The sequence below is a fragment of the Mucilaginibacter sp. genome (genome assembly GCF_964263795.1).
In the GTDB taxonomy this organism is placed as follows: domain Bacteria; phylum Bacteroidota; class Bacteroidia; order Sphingobacteriales; family Sphingobacteriaceae; genus Mucilaginibacter.
Genome location: NZ_CAXVWK010000101.1, coordinates 1 through 19,068 on the forward strand (window position 1 = coordinate 1; position 19,068 = coordinate 19,068).

Consider the following 19,068-nt stretch of genomic DNA (forward strand, 5'->3'; position numbering starts at 1 on the left):
ACCAGCTTAGCTTTCAACATCATGGCTGCCTGGGTGTAGCCACCTTCCGATCCATCTACAAAATGGATGTGGCCGTCTATCAGATCGCGCACATAGCAGGACATAACCGAGGCGGTACTTACGTGAAGCCCGTAATAGATCTGGCCCCGCTTTTCAAGATTATCGAGCTCAAGCTGTAAAGCGGCACGCTGTTTTTTGGTGCCGGATATAACTGTATTGATCTTACCGTCTATCACCAACGTGTCCGACATCTCCACCAGGCTTTTCAAATAGGTTTTACCGCTTTCTGTACGGAAATATATCAGGCCGTATAAATTTACCGCCCAGGTTTTAATTAGCTCAAAAAGCTTTATTTTCCCTATCCGTGCCCGCATCTCTGCACCCAGTGCATTAAAGGTTGTACGGAACTTAAGCTTACTGATAGAAATGGGCTGCCGCTTTTGCGGCGAACCGTACAGCTCGTCGATTTTGTTGAGTACGCTTTTAAAAGCGGTGGCCTGCTTTATGCCGTTACGCGCTATCACTAACAGGGTTACCACTTCTTCCTTATCATCGGGCGGAGGGATACGGTCCCAACGGCACTGCATGCCACTCAGATCAAGCTCTTCCGACTGTGCCGCATGATCGGCCCCCAGGTAATTATCCCCCTTGATCAGCTTTTCGGCATAATTAAGGCCGTTACCCAGCAATACCGGAATAGAAAAAGATGCCGAACTGCTGAATTTGGCAATATGAAGCTCATATCCCTCGGCATAAATATCTTTTACCGCAACCCTGCCGGTGCGCAGCTCCAGGTTATAGTTATTAAGTGTTTGCACTTTATAAAGGGCAAGCGCCTGCATTAGTTTATCAACAATGGATGGCGGAACAATAAAGGTTGCACCATCGCCGCCGAAAAAAAAAGGGATAATAATATTTTTGCTGTAACCAATATTCAGTACAGATATGATGCTGCCTGTGGCGATGAGGTTAACGTTTTCATGTTGTCCGTTTAATACCGCATTTGTAGAACCAATGATATCGGTAATGATCACATGCCAGTCGGCTGGCACTTCTTTAAACAGTTTTTCATTAGTTAGTAATTTGCCTAACTGTATGGTGTTTACAGGCAGGCGCGCATAAAACTGGTCGTTAGGATCGGACATGGTACATTTTCTTAATATACTTATATACGGGAACCTGCCTTGTTTGATTTATTTTGCATACCGCAATAGCATCAAAACCTGCTGGCCTCATATATAAAGTACGCATTGGTAACTAAGTAAGTGCCTAACAGAATTTGGGCGCTAACAAAATCGAACTGTTTTGCCTTATCAATTTTATTGTGCTTAATAAGCCGGAGCGAGTAGGAAGTACAGATGATCACTGTTAAGATAAACAACAGCGTTAAGCCGTGCAGGGTGTCTACCAGTGTAAAGCTTGTAGACTCGGGCAACGCCGAATCGATGATATACTTATTACCTATCACGGCAAACAGCGCACCTACACTGAGCCCAAAGCGCGAATCGATGCTATCTGTGTGGATATAAAAGCACATATACGAGATCAGGAAGGCAACATACATCCCCAAAAACATTTTCCAGAAAAGGCCCATGGCATTGCGGTCTATCTGCAGGCGCACTTTAAAGTTGCTGTATTCGGTATGGGGCTTGGTAAAGGCAGGGTCGCCAAATGCGGTCTCATAAATTTTTGTACCTGTGCTAATGTCCAGGCTATCTATCGCCCATCCCCGCAGGGTAAAGCGCGGGTCGAAATGTTTGCCCAAAGTATCCGCCTTAAATACCAGTGATTTAGAATCAAATTGCGAATTCTCTATCGAGAACCGCAGCTTTTGCCTGTCGAACGGGAAGTTGTCTATCGCCCAGGTATCCTTCATTACACACTGTAATTTCATAAGCATGTAAACCTTATTTTCGCTGGAGTCGATGGTAGAGAATGAGGTAGTGACAGATTTTGCCTGCGGCACCTCGAGATTATGTAAAAAATCAAACTTTTTATTTTTGTACTTAAGCCAAAGCCATAAGTTAACGTTGTACTCTTTTTCCTTGAAGTTGATATCGTGAATGCTGGTGATGTAAATGCCGGTGGTTACCGTATCGGGCACTTGCTTTTGCGCTATTGCCGCCGAAGATGCCGTTAAAAAGATCAACAGTGCAGCCAACTGCATGCCGAAGCGCTTTGCCATAAATGGGGGTTTTTGAGGTAAAAGCTAAATTAACCTTTTTTGTTTGATAAAGCCCGTTATCTATGACGATAAAACAGGTAGCGCACTTAGCTGATCCGGTTTGCTCTATCCCCGGCGGCAAACTGGTTCACTTTCTTTACAAAATCATTCAGCTCGAACGGTTTGGCAATGTAATCATCAGCGCCACATTCGTCCTTTATCTTCGCCAGATCGGTATTGGCAGAAACAAGGATCACGGGGATATGCTGCAGATCGGGATTTGATTTGATGTAACGGCACATCGACTGCCCACCCTCGCCCGATAAATTCAGATCAAGCATTACCAGCGCCACCTCGTTAGATTCGAGCTTACGCCTTGCCATCCCGGTGTCGCCCAGGCTGATCACTTTGTAACCTTCCATCTCCAATAATATACACATCATTTCGCCTATTATCGGCTCATCTTCAATCACAAGTATCTTTTCACGCATGCGTGCGATAGTGCAAATTAAAGGCCAGTTCGATATGTTAAATGCATTTCTTCAAAAACAAATTCAGCTGTAAGAGTGTGATTTAGTTTTACTTCAATTTAGCTTGCACCATTAAAGTTGCCGCACAAGTAATTAACACCATCCTCAATAGTGCGATTTACTCGAATGGGGGTAATCTATTTAAATAATAGTTTAATTATTATAGTTCTAAAACAAAATATAATATAATTGCTTTTTATAAAAAAACTTCTCGTATGGAATTGATCAGTACTATACCTTCACAGGCCCCGAAAGCCCTTTCTAACCCTTTACCCGGCAATCTGGTGTGCTTTTCTCACCTTCGCTGGGACTTTGTTTTTCAACGGCCGCAACACATTTTAACCCGGCTATGCAAATCTATCAACATATTTTACCTGGAGGAGCCGGTTACATCGGCAACAAAATATCCACATTACGTTTTCGTTTCACGCGGACCACAGCTTACTGTTATCGTACCGCAGTTGCCCGAGGGGCTTTCAAAAGCAGCATCGCTTAAAATACAAAAACAACTGTTTGATGATTTCATGGCAGAACGCAACTTTGCAGACTTTGCTTTTTGGTATTACACACCCATGGCGCTGGAGTTTAGCCGCCACCTTTCGCCGGAATTGACGGTTTTTGATTGTATGGATGAACTATCTGCTTTTAAATTCGCACCAGAATCTCTTAAGATGCTGGAAAAGGAATTACTCCAAAAAGCAAACATCGTGTTTACCGGCGGGCATTCGCTTTATGAGGCTAAAAAGGGTCAACACAATAACATCTACGCTTTCCCAAGCAGTATTGAAAAGAAGCATTTTGCAAAGGCAAGGAGGCTGAAGATACCACAAGACCCAGCTGGTGCACGTCACTTTAAACTTGGATTTTACGGGGTGATAGATGAACGTTTCGATACAAAACTGATCCGTGGCATAGCGGAACTGCGTCCGGATTGGGAGATCATCCTGATTGGGCCGGTAGTGAAGATAGACCCGGCCACATTGCCCGTGATGGATAATATACTTTACTTGGGCTCTAAAACTTATGCAGAACTTCCTGATCTTATAGCAGAATGGGACCTGGCTTTGATCCCCTTCCTGCTGAATGAATCGACCCGTTTTATCAGTCCGACTAAGACGCCCGAATACCTGGCTGCCGGCTTGCCGGTAGTATCAACTCCTATCCTTGACGTTGTAAATCCTTATGGGAAATCAGGTTTGGTATCAATTGGTACTAACGCAGCGGAATTTGTGGCCTGTGCCGAAAAAGAACTTAACCGCACAGATCATAAGGAATGGCTGCAAAAGGTCGACTTTTTCCTGGCCCATAACTCATGGGACGAAACCGTTGCCCGAATGAGCGAATTGCTTGGTCAAACGGTAAAATTAAGCGAAGTAGTTTACCATAAAAAAGCACAATCTAATGTTTGATTATCTAATCGTAGGCGCCGGGTTTGCCGGTAGCGTACTCGCCGAAAGGCTTGCAAGTGTTGAGAATAAAAAGATATTAATTATTGATAAACGAAACCATATCGGCGGTAATGCTTATGACCATTATGACAACGAAGGTATATTGGTTCATAAATATGGCCCGCATATTTTTCATACAAATAGTAAAGAAGTTTTTGACTACTTGTCGAAATTTACGGAATGGCGCCATTACCAGCATAAAGTACTGGCAGACCTGGACGGGCAGCAAGTACCAATACCAATCAACCTAACCACTATCAACACGCTTTATAATTTGCAACTAAGCAGTACAGAACTGGAAGATTTTTTTGCATCAAAGGCAGAAGATGTACAGCAGGTACGTACTTCTGAAGATGTGGTAGTTAAAGCGGTGGGCCGAGATTTATATAATAAGTTTTTTAGGGGCTACACGCAGAAGCAGTGGGACCTCGACCCTTCAGACCTGGACGCTTCTGTAACGGCCAGGGTACCCACAAGGCATAACAAGGATGACCGCTATTTTACGGATACCTATCAATCGATGCCATTACGGGGTTATACAAGAATGTTCGAAAAGATGCTGGATCATCCGAATATTAAAATTATGCTGAATACCAACTATCATGAGATCACTGGCAGCCTTCCGTTCAAAAAAATGATCTTTACCGGGCCTGTTGATGAATATTTTGATTATTGTTATGGTAAATTGCCCTACCGCTCTATTAACTTTAAATTTGAGACGCTGGATCAGCCGCAGTTCCAAAAAACCGGCACCGTTAATTTTCCGAATGATTACGCATTTACCCGCATAACAGAGTTTAAGTATCTAACGGGTCAAAAGCATCATAAAACCAGCTTGGTTTATGAATTCCCAACGGCGGAAGGCGACCCCTATTACCCTATTCCAAGACCTGAGAACGCGGAATTGTACCGTAAATATAAAGCCCTTGCAGATACGTCTGAAACCTACTTTGTAGGGCGACTGGCTACTTATAAATACTACAATATGGATCAGGTAGTGGCACAAGCACTGCATACGTTAAAAAAAATCCAGGCGGAAACTGCTAAAAAACCGGTAGGCGACGAACTTACGGCTTAAAACGAGATCAGCTTGTTTACATCCCCGGGACAAAAAGTGCGTTGCCGGCTTTGTGGGAACATCATCAGCCATCAGCGTTTTTGCTCATTGAAACTTTCCATCGCCTTTAACAAAGCTTTTGCGTAAGGTTCATATCGCACCCGTTTGTTCCTGTCTGCTACCTGGCTGTCCCATAAACCGGAATGGTGCCAGTTTGAAAGATCATCCCAATCAGGCCTGTCTATTATGGGGTAAAGACAAACTCCCCATAGCGGCAAACCTGCAGATAAAACGATACTGCATTCCTCCGCTATAGACGACATCCAATCGGGCCTGTGATCGCCGGAGTGGCTGGTCTCAGATATCACAAATGGTTTTTGATACCGGTTGTAAACCTCAAATAAAATATCGCTTAGCGGCCGCCAGCGTGGGTCATCCGTTTCGTTTACCCATGGAATGAAGCCGTTATCATTGATTACCCACCTGTTGTTATAATAAAAATTAAAACCAAGTATATCAAGATATTCTGGCTTGCCACCAAGTTCAGGGCAAATATTACCGCATAGCATCTCCACGCTTTGAAACTGGCGTTCGTTCTGTATAAAAGCTTCCTGCTCATTTTCTAGCGTAACAGGTAATTCTGGTACCATATCAACCAACGGTTCGGTAGTTAAGATCCTGATGGTCGGATCTATCTCCCGCATGGCTGCAACAGCAGCTATAAAAGCTTTCATTAAATGGTATTTAATCTCCCAGCCATTATTGGTTTGATAAGGCACAGTTCCTGCGGCATCACCGCCCAGCCATGATAGAAAACTCACCTCATTTATTGGCGTTACAATAAGTTCACTATCGGGCGATAACGACCGGTAAAGCACCACAAAGGCTTTGCAGATATGCACCAGGCGCGGCGTAAAATCGTCATCTAGCGGCGAAAGACCAGTTGGAAAGCCGAAATGGCAAATATCCCATAGCTGTTGTATATTATGTTTCAATCCGCAACGAATCATTCGCTCTACCGTAGTCCAGTCATAATTATAGGGCCTAACTTCTACGAAACTCCACCTGATACCCTCCCGCACGGTTGAAATTCCAAAGCTTTGGAGTAACTGGTAATCTGAATCTAACTGCGTTAAATGACCGGTAAGATTAATTAAGTCCACCCGTTCCCTGTGGCTGTTTAATTTATCAGAACATTCGTACCCTGCCATCCAAAATGACTGAAAGGGATTTTCCCTTTTATCTGTGTGCATAACCCAATTGTTTACATACACAATATTGCATTTAGGGATTTGTTTGGCTTTATGGATCTTTCTTATTTATATTTGAAGCAACAAACAATAATATTAATTAAATATATATCATAATACTATTGTGTTCACTTTGTTGATCGGGAAGTAATTAATGGGTATTAATACATGCAATATAATGGCTTTGTGGATTTACTACGATAAGGAGAATTATTACTTAAATTTGGTGAATGGAAAAAGATGAAATACCTCTTTTAACGCTTCTGGAAGGTAAGCAGGCTATGCTTGCCGCGATCATCGAATCTACCGATGACACCATAATCAGCAAAGATCTGGAAGGTATCATCACCAGCTGGAATCCTGCCGCTCAGCGGATGTTTGGCTATTCTGAAATTGAAGCAGTCGGCGAACATATTTCATTGATCATTCCGGAAGACAGGCTGGATGAAGAGATTTTCATCATCCGCGAAGTTGTCAGGGGGAATAGGATCAACCATTTCGAAACGATCAGACGGGCTAAAAACGGTCGTTTGATACCAATTTCGTTAACTATCTCACCAATCAGTAATCGCAATGGTGAGATCATCGGCGCCTCTAAGATCGCGCGTGATATTACTGAAAGACGAGAGGCAGCAGCAAAACAAGGCATGCTGGCGGCCATTGTAGACACGTCAGATGATACGATATTAAGTAAAACGCTGGACGGGATCATTACCAGTTGGAATAAAGCTGCGGTAAAGATGTTCGGTTATACTGAAGATGAAGCGATTGGTCAGCATATTTCACTTATCATTCCTACAGAACGTTTGGATGAAGAGACGTTTATTATCAGTCAAGTTAAGCAGGGCAATAAGGTCGATCATTTTCAAACGCTTCGCCGCGCCAAAGATGGTAAACTCATCCCAATTTCTTTATCGGTATCGCCTGTCACAGACAGTAATGGCCAGGTGATCGGGGCGTCGAAAATCGCCCGGGATATCAGTGGCGAACAGGCCGCGCAACAGGAAATGGCCCAACTCTACGAGCAGCTGAAAGTCCTGAATGCAAAAAAGGATGAATTCATAGGCCTGGCCAGTCACGAGTTGAAAACACCGCTAACGAGTATGAAAGGGTATTTACAGATCTTAGCGCAAAGGGTTACCGATGAAAAAAATAAACTTTTTGTACAAAAAACACAACAGCAGGTCGACAAACTTAATGCATTGGTAGACGACTTACTGGATGTGTCTAAAATAGAAGCTGGCAAACTGAAATTAAATATAAATGAATTTGACATTTGCCGGGTAATTGCAGATGCGGTTGATCTGATATCTCATGCTAATAATAACTATAGCATCAGTTTTCAAGCGCCTGTTACTAAATGCATGGCCAGTGGCGACGCTCACCGGATAGAGCAAGTTATTGTTAATTTTTTGACGAATGCGATCAGATACTCAACTGATAACCAAAATATTAATGTGTTTTTGACGATAGAAGGCGGCGGCATTAAGGTAGGTGTAAAAGATAATGGCATAGGCATTGCGGCGGAAAAATTAGGGGACATTTTTTCAAGGTATTACCGGGTTGAAGAAGGTGCAGCGAACGTTTCCGGCTTAGGGCTTGGTCTGTATCTATGTCATGAGATCATTACGAGGCACGGTGGTCAGATCTGGGCCGACAGTGAACTTGGTAAAGGAAGCACATTTTGGTTTACCTTGCCATCCCGACCCTAGATTATTATGAATCAGTTTTGCCAAGCTCGGTCGCCTGAAAGCAATGGAACCAACGTACGATTGCTAGTTACGAAAGTGTGATGCACGCATCATCAAAAAACATGATGATGAGATCGGTGTAGATAGCTTGCAGGAAGAAGGAAATAGCTTTTGCTTCAGTTTACCTGCAAAAAATAACCAGCTATTAAACCAGTTGTGTATCCTCCGTAAACTTTCAGCTTAAGCGTTCCACCAAATTTGCTGGCGGCTGGAGAATGATATTATGAAATTACTCCAGTTCATTGATTAATAACTGCGCTGCAGCCCGCACCGTTTCATGAATGACATCTTCACAAGAGCCGGAAAACACCTGCCGAAAGTTCACCAGACGGCCTTTTATCATGGCCGAGATAAACATCGTGCCTACAGGTTTATCCGGGGTTTCGCTGCCACCGGGGCCGGTAAGCCCGGTCACTGCAACTTGTATATCAGATGCTATTAATTCTCCCAGCCGGCGGGCCAGTTCTTCTGTAACTTCCCGGGACTCTGGCGTATGTTTCTCAATTAACTCATTCGGCACATTTAATATCTTTTTTTTAAGTTCAGCATCGTAACAAACGATGCCTCCTTTCAGTACCTTTCCGGACTCCGGCGCAAGCGCAAACTCCGAACATAGCCAGCCTGCTGTCGCGCTTTCTGCAAAGGCAATGGTCATCCCTTGTTGTGCTAAAAGCTTGCTGCATCTTAAAATCTTTTCTTCTGCCATAATATAATTCTATTTCCCGGTTTCCATATGTGGCGCGTCAACCGGTTTCGATTCCGGTGAACCTTTTTGCCGCAGGAAAATGGTTAATACCACAATGGATAATACAGATAAAAACTCGCTTTGCCAATTTTGAAAAGTTTCAAACCAAAAATTTGGCTCGGCCATATAGGCCGGCAAACTTAATGCAGGTTTACCTTTTAGATGTTCTTCTACATTGTGATCTACCCAACTGCCGTAGAGATGAAGCCCCCAACTAATGAAGAATAAAGCAAAAAAAGTAATGGACAGCGAATTGCTATAAAGTTTCAATAAAAACCCGCCCTTTTTAACCGGGCCAGGTGAATCTTTCGACGCGACAGGGTCCCTGTCAACCTCTTCCGGTTCGTCAAGGCTTTTTGACTCTGCGGAGCCTTGCTGCCTCAGGCCTACGGTTAGCAATACATACAAAGCCATTTGCAGGAATTCGCTTTGAAAGTTTTCAAAAGTTGAAGATATAAAATGCCCGGTGGTTAAATAGGCAGACAATGCCAGTTCTTTAGCATGTTCGTCCTGTAGTTCCTGGTTATGCTCTTTCCAGCCTGTTAGTGCCTGCGCAATTAATGTGATCAGGAAAAGCGAAAGAAACACCAGACTTAATCCATTGCGATACAAAAATCCTGATTTTTTCATGGCTCCGCCGGTTTGAGATGTTAACGATGCTCACGCCCAAAAGGTTTTAGATTTAATTAGAACGATAATCAATTCTCCGTGGAATCTGTATCATAACGGTCACTTTTCCAGCCACCATCATCTCTGATGTGGCTAAGGTGTTCAATAACTTCGTTGGATTCTTCGGCGGTTAATTCGAGCTGGCCATCTGATGTGTAAGTAAAAAGCGAACCAGGTTTTTCGAAAGTAATAAAGCCATAATAATCCGGGTCGCTGTTGTTGTCCAGATGTAAGGTATTCTCTTTACGCTGAGCAGGATATGGCGAACCATCCTGCTTATCAATATAGATGCTGTAGGTAAAGGTTATTATAGCGTGACCATTCAAATGCGCTTGCGTATCAGGAATGATCATCAGGTGCTTGTCGTCGTGCAGGGTGAAAAATATTGGGGACATATGCTTTTTTTACTGACAACAAAATTTATGCCTTAACAATTTCTCTTACAGAATTTAAAAATGAAAACAAATATCATACAACGACTGTATTTTAATTACAAATAAAATTTAACTATGAATCGATTTAAACTTATCGCGTTAATTAGTTTGGCAGTGCTTTGCAACGTGGCTTTTGCACAGCGAGGCAACCCGCCAAAAATGGGGACAAAAACCACCATGGTCACAAATTATCCTCAGCACCTGGATTTTTTACCCGAAATGGTTAAACTGCTTAAAGTGCCTGATGGCTGGGAAGTTGAGGTGGCTGCTTCGGGCCTTGGCCGGCCGCGGATGCTATATAATGGACCTAACGGGCAGCTATACATAACCCGAAGAGACGGAGGCGATGTGCTGATGTTGACGGATAAGGACGGCGACCAAAAGTTTGACGAAGTAAAAACCGTTTTATACGATTTTAAAGGGGTGCACGGGATCACTATGAAAGATGGTTATATGTATTTATGCAATAACCAGCAGCTTCGCCGGTATCCTGTAAAACCCGATGGCACATTAGGGAATATGGAGTTACTGATCAGTGATCTCCCTAACGGCGGCCAGCATCCCAACCGCACAATAGCATTTGGGCCTGATAATATGCTCTATATTACGGTAGGTACGTTATGCAATGACTGTAAGGAGAGTGATAAAGAGGCGGCCACCATTCTGCAGGTAGACCCGAAGACCTGGAAACGCAGCATTTTTGCAAGCGGCTTGCGTAACACAATCGGGTTTGACTTTCACCCAACAACAGGAGAGTTATGGGGCCTGGATAACGGAGGAGATGGTAAAGGCAGTGATTGGCCGCCGGAAGAGGTTAATCACATCATAAAAGGTGGAAACTACGGCTATCCATTTGCTTACGGTAAAAGGGAAGTGGACCAAAGCCGGGAGGATCCGGCCGGAGACATCAAAGAATCGGTAGTGGCCAATACACAGCCATCTACGTTGGAATTGACTGCGCACATGGCGCCGATAGCCTTCCAATTTTTCAAAGATCAGTCTAATATTCCTTCTGATTACAAAGGTGACGGGCTTGTGGCCCTGCACGGGTCGTGGAATGCGAAGAAGGCGGTAGGATTTAAAGTACAACGTATCAGGTTCCAAAACGGCGTAGCAGTTGGCGCCATAGATTTCCTTACAGGATTCCTGAAGGGCAATAATCGTTTCGGCCGGCCGGCCGGCATCGCCATATCGCCAGGCGGTGTGGTTTATATATCAGACGATGCTAACGGAGTAATTTACGCGGTAAAAAGAAAAAGTTAAAAGAAATGAAAACATATCAATATATAGCAATTGTAACGCTGCTCATTACCGGCTGTAAAGTTATTGAGCCTAACCCTACAGCACGCATCAATTTTACTGCGGAAGATAGCTATCCCGAAGGCATAGCGTTTGACAGTACGAGGAGTGTATATTACGTTTCGTCTGCAAGACTGGGCACTATCGGAAAGGTCACACCGGCCGGCGCTTATTCTGTATTGTATAGCGATAAAACGCTTAAATCCACTTACGGGATGAAAATACATCCAGATGGCAAACGACTATATGTTTGCGCCGGGGATGCCAATTACAGTAAATTTACAAATCCGGCCACAAGGACTAAGGAAGCCCGGCTGCTTATCATTGACCTTGCTTCGGGCCGCAAATTGTCTGACATCGATCTGTCAGGCTTAAAGCCCGGTAAACATTTCCCTAATGACCTGACATTTGACGCTGCCGGGAACGCTTACATCACTGACAGCTTTGCGCATACTGTGTATAAAGTGAACCCTTCCGGACAAGCATCAGTTTTTGGCTCAAGTGATAAGCTCATCACCGAGGGTATCGGCATTAACGGTATCGCATATCATGCAGGAGGATTTTTATTGCTGGACAACAGTGCAACCGGAATGATCTATAAAATGAATATATCAGATCCGAATAACGTGCAGGTTGTAAAAACTGACCAGTTTTTTTTGGGAGCAGACGGACTTCTACTCAATGCGCCAAATAAACTTACGGTAGTTGTTAACGGGGGAAACGATAAAATTTTTCAACTGGAGTCTGCAGATAACTGGCAAAGTGCAAAGTTGGCCGCAACAACACTTATTGCGGATCGGTTTACTTACCCGGCAACCGCTACTTTAAACCGAAGCAATGTGTGGGTGATGAATGCGCGATTTAATGAGTTAGTTGACAGTAACGCGGTTCCTGCCAAAAATTTTGCCATTCAGCATGCGGTTTTCAAACCCATACCAAAGCCTAAAAATTAATCAAATACTAACAAATAAACATCTATCAATGGAAACAACAAATTCAAATTCACGCCGCGCTTTTTTGAGTAAATCCATAAAAGGCGCAGTTCTGGTGGGTGCGGGTGCCACATTTGCCGGCAGCCTGCTTGAACCAATGACTTTGCTGGCTCAAACATCAAATGCCGCTTTACAGGCACAAATTGCCAAGCTCGGTACCGCCTCGTTGCAGACCAGTCAGCTTGCTTTGACCAAAGCAACGAACCCTGAAGTTAAATTGTTTGCCAAATATGAAGCGGCCGAACAGCAAACAATGGGTAAGATATTAAAGGATATGGGAACACCCACTCCTGCGCCGAGCCCTGAAGGAACCGCTTTACTGAATAAACTCAAATCGCTAAGTGGCGCGGCATTCAATAAAGCATACATGCAAGGCCAGGTAGAAACCCATCAGAAACTTCATTCAACTGTGGCCGCGTTAAATGCTGCAGGTGATGCGCATGTTAAGCATGTGACCAGCCTGGCATTGGCAACTATTACGGAACATACCGAAAGAGGACAGATGTTACTCGCCAAATTAGGTTAATAAGGGGCGCCCGGCTTAAAAGCCGGGCGCTTTTGTTTATACAAATATTAAGCACGTTATAAAATGAAAAAACCCTTAGCAGTGTCGGCACACGGCATCATCGATTATACTTATGCAGCTGTTGTTCCGCATATTCCTGAGCTGGTAGGTTTTAACAACCAGGTTGCGCCGACAGCAATATGCCGCGCCCTGGGCGCAGGCGCGCTGACATACACATTGTTAACGGATGCTAAATGGGGTCTGATAAAGCTGATTCCGATGCGGACACACTTATTGCTTGATCTGTCGGCAAGTACTTTTGCAATACTTTCTCCCTGGCTTTTGGGTTTCCAAAAAAAGAACGCACGCAACGCGCTAATGCTTATCGGCGCAACTGGTTTGCTGGTTTCACTGCTAACGGATGCCCGCAAGCGAAATTAAAATCACGGAAGACAAAAGGCCCGGCTTCATTAAAGACACTCACCGGGATTATACATTGTCGACCCGGACTGTGACCTTTTTTAAAATAGTTACAGCATTCAAAAAATCTAGTGAACGTTGGTAAGTTTGAAACTTATCTGGCAAATAAACCGCTTCAATCGTCCAATATTATTAGTTAAGTGCAAGTAAAAGTGTAAGAAGCTATTACCTTGATATTACCTCAAATAAAAAAGCCACTTACAAATTTTCGTAAGTGGCTGATTATCAGGTGGAGAATATCGGAGTCGAACCGATGACCTCTTGCATGCCATCAGTGATTTGGGAAATTGTCGATAGTTATCAATTTCATCCAACTACTTAAATTACAGTATATTATGTTAAATTTTCCTGTTTTAATTCTTGTTTTTATAAGTGCATTTAAGTACTTTTGTGTTACCTGAGTGTTACCCAGGCAAAAGTAATATAATAAAATGAAAATAGGCATAACACCATTTCTTTGGATTTATAAAGAAATTCAGGAAAATGATAAGAATCAAATTGCAGGTGAGCATGAGGTCAGAATCAAAATGACCCATAACAGAGTGCGGACTTATATGGCAACCGGCTTTAGTTCGTCTGTCGAGAATTGGGATAGCGAAAAAGCTTATCCATTGACCAGTCACCCTAGATATAAAGAATTAGCCGCGAGAATTGACGTAATGTTGGAAGATATTGGCTTTGAAATAAAGCTTGCGGAGAAAGGAGGACGGAATATCACTCCTATAGAAATCAAAACAACCCTTAACAGCAAGGAGAGAATAATTGCGGTAGCAGATAAGCCAAATAAGATTATGGCTTACACGAAAATGATAGAGGATAATTATCGGGGAGTTGATAATCATGGCTATGCGGATGTTTTTTATAATTTTAATCTTACTTTAAAAAAGTTGTTGAAGGAAAAGGATAAGATGTTTCTTGCTTTTACTAAGGCCGACCATGAAGCTTATGAGAAACAATTAACCGGTAAAGCAGAGTCAACAATCAGTAACTATTTAAGGACATATTATAGAATTTGGAATCTGGCCATTCTTGACGGGCTTTGTACAAAAGACCATCACCCTAAGCAATATATTAAGTTCAAGGCATACAAGAAAATACGGACCAAGAAAAGGTCGATCAAAGCTGATTATTGGCAAAGACTCCTGAATTTAAAACCTGCCAAGGAAACCAGGATCTACAAATCTCATTTGATAATGCAATTTATGTATTATGCTCGTGGAATGAACTTTAACGATATAGTGAGGCTAAAGTGGGATGATATTCAAAACAATGGATTGACTTACAAACGGACAAAAAATAAAAGACATTATGATTTTGAACTTCATCCTGTCGCGTTGGAGATTCTTGAAATTTTTAAAAAACTGCCTAATCAATCAGATGCTGGTTATGTATTCCCATTTATTTTGAAGGAACATGATACCTCGAAAAAAATTGATGCCAGAATTGATTCCGCATTAAAAGACTTTAATGAAGATTCAAAAGCGATGGCTTCAGCAATCGGCTGGCACAAAAAATTCACATCAAATGCGCTTCGTCATGGCTTTGCTAGCCACTTAAATGAAGCAGATGTCGATATAAAAATAATTCAGGAAGCTATGGGGCATGAAACTGAAAAGCAAACGAGGACTTATCTTGACGATATTGAAGACAGTATTATTACTAATGCAATAAATTCAGCTTTAATTGTTAAGCAAAAAAAGCAGCCTGAAATAAAATAATCACAACTTGATATTTTTGTGTTAGCAGATATAAATCACTCTTTTAAATTGTACTTCAATTCTCTTTCCATGAACGCATCACTTCCTCCTTCCAAAATATCACATACGTGCTCTTTAACTCCCATTTGATTTAGTATACCAATTGCTGATGTATTTTCAAATGAATTCTCCAGAGAGCCCGTTATATATTCAAATCGATATTTTTCATTGTCCTTACTGTTATCCTGACCATTCTGATTCGCTATTATTATATTTTCAGCGTCGGTGGGTACCACCAAATTCGCGTTATGGGTAACAATAATGATTTGTCGTGTTATCTTTTTTTCTTTTATGAACTCTTTTAATTCCTTGTAAACCGTACGGTTATCCAAGTTGTCCTCTGGTTGATCAATTAAAATCGGGTAAGCAGCATTGCTAAGGTGCAAAATTAAAAAGAGCAAAATCATTCCCTTTTTCCCGGGAGACATTTTAAGGATGCTTTCTTGATTTTGAGACAATTCATATTTGACTATAAAAAAGTCCTGAAATAATTTTTTGGCAACTGTCGGTACGTCACCTCCTGCATTAAATTTGATACCGCTTAACTCATGATTTAATATTTTTTCAAAAAACAACTCTATGCTTTGAAGATGGGTTGCTTCATCATAGATAAAGTCATTGTCGCCATTAATGAAAGTACCAATCTTACTACTTAAATAGCCCTGGCTATTAATTAGACTAATAATGTTTTCACGGAATTTTGAAATATTGAAAACGACTTTGGATGATAGAATAATGCCTTTTTCAATGCTTATATTACTAAAATCAGGGTTGGAATTTACAGTATCGGCAATAGCTTTATAAGATTCAAAGATATTTTGGTATGCCTTTAAAAAATCTTTTTTTGCCGTTACCTGGCTATCCAATAAAGTGCTTCTTGTCGTCTCAAAACCCGCAATTTCATCCAATACAATTTGCTCTTGGCTTATTACCTCATTGAGCTCATCAAGTTTCTCCTGGTTTTTAATTCTTTGGAGATAGGGAGATACCAAACCCCTAAAATAGGCCAGCCTCTCATCGTTTAGTGCCAAAAGATCATCCACCTTTTCTATTCTTCGCCTTGCCTTGGCAATCAATTCATCTAATAGGTCATTGATGCGTTTGTTATCACTTAAAATCTCTTTGCTGATGAATTTACCAAGGAAACTTACTCTGAGAAATTTAGCAACAGTGTTAATATGAATATTATTTAAAGATGGTCCAATATTCGTTTTCAGTGTTGTTAGATGGTTTACATAATCATTTTCATAGGTTTGTTTAAACCCGGTGAGGTTTGTAAAACGGGAAGTATAAATGCTTTGCAACGTCCTTAGTTCCTGATATCTCGTTTCCTCCTCTGGCGTAAACCCCGAGCTTTTGCGAAGTGCGTCAATTTCTTCATTTTTTTGCCTAATATTTTCTTCCCTTGCTTTTTTGTCCCCCTTAGAGCGGATACTCGCTGCGTTTGCTTTTAACTGTTCCCTAATCTGAAAATAAGTTTCAATCGCCGCCGTCAGCTTTACTTTGTTTTCAGTTACAATTACTACTTGAGCGTCATAGAGCACCTTAAATTCGGGTTTTTGCTCCAGGATTTCCTGAATCAATTTCCGAAGCTCAGATTGGCCGCCTTTCTCAGCCAGGTAATTGATATACATCTGCGGTACGTAGGTGATCTGGCGAGACTTTTCCTGTGTGTTATTTTTCAGTGTAAAGGTTTCTCCATCTTTCCATTTTACCTCAAAATCAAATTCCGTTTCTTTTTCAAAATCATAGGCTAGATCTAATTTAGAATCCGCAATCTTATGACTAACCTGTTTAGAGTCAATCGTTTTAGCGATATAATATAGTAAGATGGATTTTCCAGACGACTTACCTCCAATAATCGCGTTCAGTTTATCGTTAATCTCAATCTTAGCTTGTGGAAAAGTTAAATCGGTTGCCTTACCTATAAATCTAACGTTGTCAATAACCAAGTAATCCTGTTTATCTTCCGGCCGCTCTTTTTCAATACGTACTCTCGACGTAGGCTCATATAAAATCTGTTTGAAGCCGTTAAAAGTAGGGTCTGCTTTGATCCATTGGTAGTTGCCATCTTTATCTGCTTTACCGTATTCATTGAGACATCTGGCGTCAGAGGCCGTAGTAAAAATCGCTTTAGATTTAAATAGGGAGGGATTGGTGGCAATATAATTAGCTACTTTTTCTATACTTTCCTTATTGTTACTTTGCAGAACAATGGCAGGCAAATGATTAAAGATATTAGATAACAAAGTCCGATCTGTTCTCGGCCGCTCTTGAAAAGCCCATTGTCTGAATTGCAATGTGGATAAATGAAGATACCATCGGAGACTTGTATTTCCTTTATAACATCCTGTGGTGCTTTATTACAAACATTTAAAACATTACCTGTTTTGGGTGCATCTACTCCAATTTTTGAAAGGAATGTTTTCACACCTTCTGAAAATGTTGTTTTACTATATGGAGGTGTGGCGAAATAAACCAGCATATGAATACCGCTAACGTTAATTTCAACACCACACAATACCTGACAAGTTGCACTTTTCGCTTTTGATGCGAATTCATCCAACAACATTTCGTCATGATAATTGTGATCTGTAATACCAATTAAGCCAAGATGTGGTTTATAAATTTCAAGAAAGGCAAAGACTGTGCTGACATGATTTACGCAACGTTCCTTTTTAGGGATTGTGTCGTTACCAAAATAGGCTTTACTGTCATACAATAAAGCATTGCTTTCACCGCCAACCCTGCTAACGAAGCTTCCCCATTTTTCGGCATCAAGTTCTTTAAGTTGCTCATAATAGGTTGCCAATGATTTGTAGCCATCGTCAAGAATAGTTTGAATCTGAAGATCCCAGATTCTCCACGCAGCACCTTTCTGATAAGGGTTCATATGACGGCATCCTCCCTAAGACCCTGAATTATAATGAGCATCGATTCCCGGAACTGATCATAAAAATTAATAGCATCCATTTTTGACAGAAAACTGCTATCATTTAGCTTATTAAATGTATTAATAATGACTTCCTCAAGCAGTGAAGCATTCCACGAAACATTAGACATATAGATATTGGCAATAGGAAAGTAATTGCCTTCAGACTTTAGCGCGGTACTATAATCATTTAATATCTTGCCAAACAAGTATCCACGAATGACCATTCCCTGTCCGAGATCAGGAAAATACCCTCCCCATTTGCTGATATTTTTAAAACTGTTAAGTAAACCATTCGAAATATAAATGAATCCTGATCTAATCTGTTCACCTTCTTTTGTGGGCTGATGCAATTCCTCTTCGATTTCCTGCAATTGCATTTTTAGGGAGGCGTTCCGCTTATGTTCTAAAACTAATTCCTGAGCTTCATTCGGAAATTTAGGCAAAAATGATATTCGGTAGTCGCTCACCTGTATATCGCTCAATAAGTTGAAGTAATCACCAATTCTCGTCATTTATAATCAATAAGGTTATAAAGTAAAGGTATCAAAAAATCAGCCGATTTGCCTTTACTTACTTTTCTGAATATTGCAGATTATATACGCCTATAACTTAGTATATTTTGATTTGGTTAAGTAGTCATCAATTTCCTCGGCACTATAGAGGCAAGTGCCTCCTAATTTCCTAAAGGGAATTTGACCTCGGTTGCGAAGATGTTGAAGGGTAACTTCAGAAATACCCAGCAGCTCCATTACTTCATGAGTTTTAAGCCATTTTTTTGGATGTTTGGTATTAAGTAGGTTTTCAATATCGGTCATTAGCTGCACCCGGAATTTCTCCAAATCGTCAGCCGTTAATACCTGTATTCCCATAATAATTTGATAAAAAATTAGTAGAAGTGCTCCTGATTACAGGAGAACCCGCAATAAGCATTGCGTTTATAGCCTCAATGGAGGTTTGAGGTTTTAAAAGTTATTACCGGCCATGTTTGGAGCGAGTTTCATCGTTCGCTTGTTGCTGGCGACGAATGTTATTTTCAATCAATTCGTTAATAA

At 41.5% G+C, this 19,068-nt stretch carries 19 protein-coding genes; 8 read left to right on the plus strand and 11 right to left on the minus strand.

Annotation, left to right across the window (positions count from 1 at the left end; all coding sequences use genetic code 11):
- The 3 genes from ACE5CV_RS16585 to ACE5CV_RS16595 all read right to left on the minus strand — a co-directional run.
- Positions 1–1,145 (minus strand): DUF3095 family protein (locus tag ACE5CV_RS16585; protein ID WP_374951314.1); only part of this gene is annotated, 1,145 nt, incomplete at its 3' end.
- Between the two features lie 71 nt (positions 1,146–1,216).
- A complete protein-coding gene (locus ACE5CV_RS16590; RefSeq protein WP_374951315.1) occupies positions 1,217–2,185 on the minus strand; it encodes a hypothetical protein in 969 nt (322 codons plus the stop codon).
- Positions 2,186–2,271: 86 nt separating this feature from the next.
- Positions 2,272–2,655, minus strand: a complete 384-nt coding sequence (locus ACE5CV_RS16595) for a response regulator transcription factor (protein ID WP_374951316.1) — start codon at positions 2,653–2,655, stop codon at positions 2,272–2,274.
- A 254-nt stretch (positions 2,656–2,909) separates the two neighbouring features.
- Here ACE5CV_RS16595 and ACE5CV_RS16600 point away from each other — a divergent pair, with 254 nt between their 5' ends.
- Together ACE5CV_RS16600 and glf are read left to right on the plus strand one after the other, a co-directional pair.
- Complete coding sequence (locus ACE5CV_RS16600) at positions 2,910–4,103, plus strand: glycosyltransferase (protein WP_374951317.1); 1,194 nt, start codon at positions 2,910–2,912, stop codon at positions 4,101–4,103.
- The gene (gene glf / locus ACE5CV_RS16605; protein ID WP_374951318.1) at positions 4,096–5,220 is read left to right on the plus strand and encodes a UDP-galactopyranose mutase; all 1,125 of its coding nucleotides are present in this window, start codon (positions 4,096–4,098) and stop codon (positions 5,218–5,220) included. Before ACE5CV_RS16600 ends, glf begins: the two co-directional genes overlap by 8 nt.
- Positions 5,221–5,291: 71 nt before the next feature.
- Here the strand turns inward: glf and ACE5CV_RS16610 are convergent, their stop codons facing one another.
- On the minus strand, positions 5,292–6,452 hold the full coding sequence (locus ACE5CV_RS16610) for an amine oxidase (protein WP_374951319.1): 1,161 nt from the start codon (positions 6,450–6,452) through the stop codon (positions 5,292–5,294).
- A 227-nt stretch (positions 6,453–6,679) separates the two neighbouring features.
- On the opposite strand from ACE5CV_RS16610, the gene ACE5CV_RS16615 reads away from it, so the two are divergent.
- Complete coding sequence (locus tag ACE5CV_RS16615) at positions 6,680–8,161, plus strand: PAS domain S-box protein (protein ID WP_374951320.1); 1,482 nt, start codon at positions 6,680–6,682, stop codon at positions 8,159–8,161.
- Positions 8,162–8,429: 268 nt separating this feature from the next.
- Here the strand turns inward: ACE5CV_RS16615 and ACE5CV_RS16620 are convergent, their stop codons facing one another.
- The 3 genes from ACE5CV_RS16620 to ACE5CV_RS16630 form a co-directional block, all read right to left on the minus strand.
- Positions 8,430–8,906 (minus strand): CinA family protein, encoded by a 477-nt coding sequence (locus tag ACE5CV_RS16620; protein WP_374951321.1) that lies wholly within the window; start codon positions 8,904–8,906, stop codon positions 8,430–8,432.
- 9 nt (positions 8,907–8,915) lie between these two features.
- Positions 8,916–9,575, minus strand: coding sequence for a DUF6766 family protein (locus ACE5CV_RS16625; protein ID WP_374951322.1), 660 nt, complete (start codon positions 9,573–9,575; stop codon positions 8,916–8,918).
- Between the two features lie 68 nt (positions 9,576–9,643).
- Positions 9,644–10,009 (minus strand): hypothetical protein, encoded by a 366-nt coding sequence (locus ACE5CV_RS16630; protein ID WP_374951323.1) that lies wholly within the window; start codon positions 10,007–10,009, stop codon positions 9,644–9,646.
- Positions 10,010–10,123: 114 nt separating this feature from the next.
- On the opposite strand from ACE5CV_RS16630, the gene ACE5CV_RS16635 reads away from it, so the two are divergent.
- The 5 genes from ACE5CV_RS16635 (at position 10,124) to ACE5CV_RS16655 (ending at position 15,042) form a co-directional block, all read left to right on the plus strand.
- Positions 10,124–11,311: a PQQ-dependent sugar dehydrogenase gene (locus tag ACE5CV_RS16635; protein ID WP_374951324.1), complete on the plus strand. Its 1,188-nt coding sequence runs from the start codon at positions 10,124–10,126 to the stop codon at positions 11,309–11,311.
- 5 nt (positions 11,312–11,316) lie between these two features.
- Complete coding sequence (locus ACE5CV_RS16640; RefSeq protein ID WP_374951325.1) at positions 11,317–12,300, plus strand: gluconolaconase; 984 nt, start codon at positions 11,317–11,319, stop codon at positions 12,298–12,300.
- 28 nt (positions 12,301–12,328) lie between these two features.
- Entirely contained in the window at positions 12,329–12,865 is a 537-nt protein-coding gene (locus ACE5CV_RS16645) for a DUF4142 domain-containing protein (protein ID WP_374951326.1), read from the plus strand.
- A 63-nt stretch (positions 12,866–12,928) separates the two neighbouring features.
- Positions 12,929–13,285: a hypothetical protein gene (locus ACE5CV_RS16650; RefSeq protein WP_374951327.1), complete on the plus strand. Its 357-nt coding sequence runs from the start codon at positions 12,929–12,931 to the stop codon at positions 13,283–13,285.
- A 470-nt stretch (positions 13,286–13,755) separates the two neighbouring features.
- Positions 13,756–15,042: a tyrosine-type recombinase/integrase gene (locus ACE5CV_RS16655; RefSeq protein ID WP_374951328.1), complete on the plus strand. Its 1,287-nt coding sequence runs from the start codon at positions 13,756–13,758 to the stop codon at positions 15,040–15,042.
- 35 nt (positions 15,043–15,077) lie between these two features.
- On the opposite strand, the gene ACE5CV_RS16660 is transcribed toward ACE5CV_RS16655, so the two are convergent.
- The 4 genes from ACE5CV_RS16660 to ACE5CV_RS16675 form a co-directional block, all read right to left on the minus strand.
- On the minus strand, positions 15,078–17,330 hold the full coding sequence (locus ACE5CV_RS16660; protein WP_374951329.1) for a TrlF family AAA-like ATPase: 2,253 nt from the start codon (positions 17,328–17,330) through the stop codon (positions 15,078–15,080).
- Positions 17,264–17,974 carry a hypothetical protein gene (locus ACE5CV_RS16665; RefSeq protein ID WP_374951330.1) on the minus strand — a complete coding sequence of 237 codons (711 nt, stop codon included), beginning with the start codon at positions 17,972–17,974 and terminating at the stop codon, positions 17,264–17,266. The genes ACE5CV_RS16660 and ACE5CV_RS16665 overlap by 67 nt, the downstream gene beginning before the upstream one ends.
- A complete protein-coding gene (locus ACE5CV_RS16670; protein ID WP_374951331.1) occupies positions 17,971–18,528 on the minus strand; it encodes a hypothetical protein in 558 nt (185 codons plus the stop codon). The genes ACE5CV_RS16665 and ACE5CV_RS16670 overlap by 4 nt, the downstream gene beginning before the upstream one ends.
- 90 nt (positions 18,529–18,618) lie before the next feature.
- On the minus strand, positions 18,619–18,885 hold the full coding sequence (locus ACE5CV_RS16675) for a helix-turn-helix domain-containing protein (RefSeq protein WP_292945258.1): 267 nt from the start codon (positions 18,883–18,885) through the stop codon (positions 18,619–18,621).
- Between the last annotated feature and the right edge of the window lie 183 nt (positions 18,886–19,068).

What these genes read in the sequence shown, in the direction of transcription:
- ACE5CV_RS16590 (WP_374951315.1), bottom strand. Translation starts at nt 2,185, where the DNA reads ATGGCAAAGCGCTTCGGCATGCAGTTGGCTGCACTGTTGATCTTTTTA.
- ACE5CV_RS16595 (WP_374951316.1), bottom strand. Translation starts at nt 2,655, where the DNA reads ATGCGTGAAAAGATACTTGTGATTGAAGATGAGCCGATAATAGGCGAA.
- ACE5CV_RS16600 (WP_374951317.1), top strand. Translation starts at nt 2,910, where the DNA reads ATGGAATTGATCAGTACTATACCTTCACAGGCCCCGAAAGCCCTTTCT.
- glf (WP_374951318.1), top strand. Translation starts at nt 4,096, where the DNA reads ATGTTTGATTATCTAATCGTAGGCGCCGGGTTTGCCGGTAGCGTACTC.
- ACE5CV_RS16610 (WP_374951319.1), bottom strand. Translation starts at nt 6,452, where the DNA reads ATGCACACAGATAAAAGGGAAAATCCCTTTCAGTCATTTTGGATGGCA.
- ACE5CV_RS16615 (WP_374951320.1), top strand. Translation starts at nt 6,680, where the DNA reads ATGGAAAAAGATGAAATACCTCTTTTAACGCTTCTGGAAGGTAAGCAG.
- ACE5CV_RS16620 (WP_374951321.1), bottom strand. Translation starts at nt 8,906, where the DNA reads ATGGCAGAAGAAAAGATTTTAAGATGCAGCAAGCTTTTAGCACAACAA.
- ACE5CV_RS16625 (WP_374951322.1), bottom strand. Translation starts at nt 9,575, where the DNA reads ATGAAAAAATCAGGATTTTTGTATCGCAATGGATTAAGTCTGGTGTTT.
- ACE5CV_RS16630 (WP_374951323.1), bottom strand. Translation starts at nt 10,009, where the DNA reads ATGTCCCCAATATTTTTCACCCTGCACGACGACAAGCACCTGATGATC.
- ACE5CV_RS16635 (WP_374951324.1), top strand. Translation starts at nt 10,124, where the DNA reads ATGAATCGATTTAAACTTATCGCGTTAATTAGTTTGGCAGTGCTTTGC.
- ACE5CV_RS16640 (WP_374951325.1), top strand. Translation starts at nt 11,317, where the DNA reads ATGAAAACATATCAATATATAGCAATTGTAACGCTGCTCATTACCGGC.
- ACE5CV_RS16645 (WP_374951326.1), top strand. Translation starts at nt 12,329, where the DNA reads ATGGAAACAACAAATTCAAATTCACGCCGCGCTTTTTTGAGTAAATCC.
- ACE5CV_RS16650 (WP_374951327.1), top strand. Translation starts at nt 12,929, where the DNA reads ATGAAAAAACCCTTAGCAGTGTCGGCACACGGCATCATCGATTATACT.
- ACE5CV_RS16655 (WP_374951328.1), top strand. Translation starts at nt 13,756, where the DNA reads ATGAAAATAGGCATAACACCATTTCTTTGGATTTATAAAGAAATTCAG.
- ACE5CV_RS16665 (WP_374951330.1), bottom strand. Translation starts at nt 17,974, where the DNA reads ATGAACCCTTATCAGAAAGGTGCTGCGTGGAGAATCTGGGATCTTCAG.
- ACE5CV_RS16670 (WP_374951331.1), bottom strand. Translation starts at nt 18,528, where the DNA reads ATGACGAGAATTGGTGATTACTTCAACTTATTGAGCGATATACAGGTG.
- ACE5CV_RS16675 (WP_292945258.1), bottom strand. Translation starts at nt 18,885, where the DNA reads ATGGGAATACAGGTATTAACGGCTGACGATTTGGAGAAATTCCGGGTG.